The sequence below is a fragment of the Pseudomonas sp. EA_5y_Pfl2_R50 genome (assembly GCF_963970475.1).
In the GTDB taxonomy this organism is placed as follows: domain Bacteria; phylum Pseudomonadota; class Gammaproteobacteria; order Pseudomonadales; family Pseudomonadaceae; genus Aquipseudomonas.
In genome coordinates, this window is record NZ_CAXAPT010000073.1 from 1 (window position 1) to 613 (window position 613).

At 60.2% G+C, this 613-nt stretch carries 1 protein-coding gene; it reads left to right on the forward strand.

Translation table 11 applies throughout. The features are described 5' to 3' along the window. Positions 1–613 (forward strand): isopenicillin N synthase family dioxygenase (locus AACY19_RS26760; protein ID WP_339454498.1); only part of this gene is annotated, 613 nt, incomplete at both ends.

Consider the following 613-nt stretch of genomic DNA (forward strand, 5'->3'; position numbering starts at 1 on the left):
TGAAGGTGGATGCGCGCAAGTCGTCCTGCACGCGCGGCTACGAGACGCAGGGTATCCAAACCCTGGACGACGGGTCGCCACCGGACTTGAAGGAAGGTTTTCTGATCGGTTGCGACCTTGACGAGGATCACCCATACGTCCGGGATGGTGTGCCCAATTGCGGTGCGAACCAATGGCCCTCGCAGCCGGCTGGCTTCCGTGAACAATACGAGGCCTATGTCGAGGAAATGTTCCGCGTCGGTCGCCATCTCATGGGCCTGCTTGCTCTGTCGCTCGATCTGCCAGAGGACTATTTCGCCAAGGGACTGGAGGAGCCGCTCTTTAATTCCCGCCTGCTACGCTACGCGCCGCAGCCCGCAGACGCCGCGTTCAACCAGATCGGCGCCGGCGCCCATACCGATTGGGGTATGATCACGATCCTTCTCCAGGATAACATCGGTGGTCTCGAGGTGGAAAATGCGGCGGGCGAATGGATTTCGGCCCCGCCGATCCCAGGCGCCTTCATCATCAATCTTGGCGAAATGGTGCGGATTCTGAGTAATGGCCTCTATCATGCGAACATGCACCGCGTGCTCAACAACCAGAGCGGCGTAGACCGCTTCTCGGTGCCGAC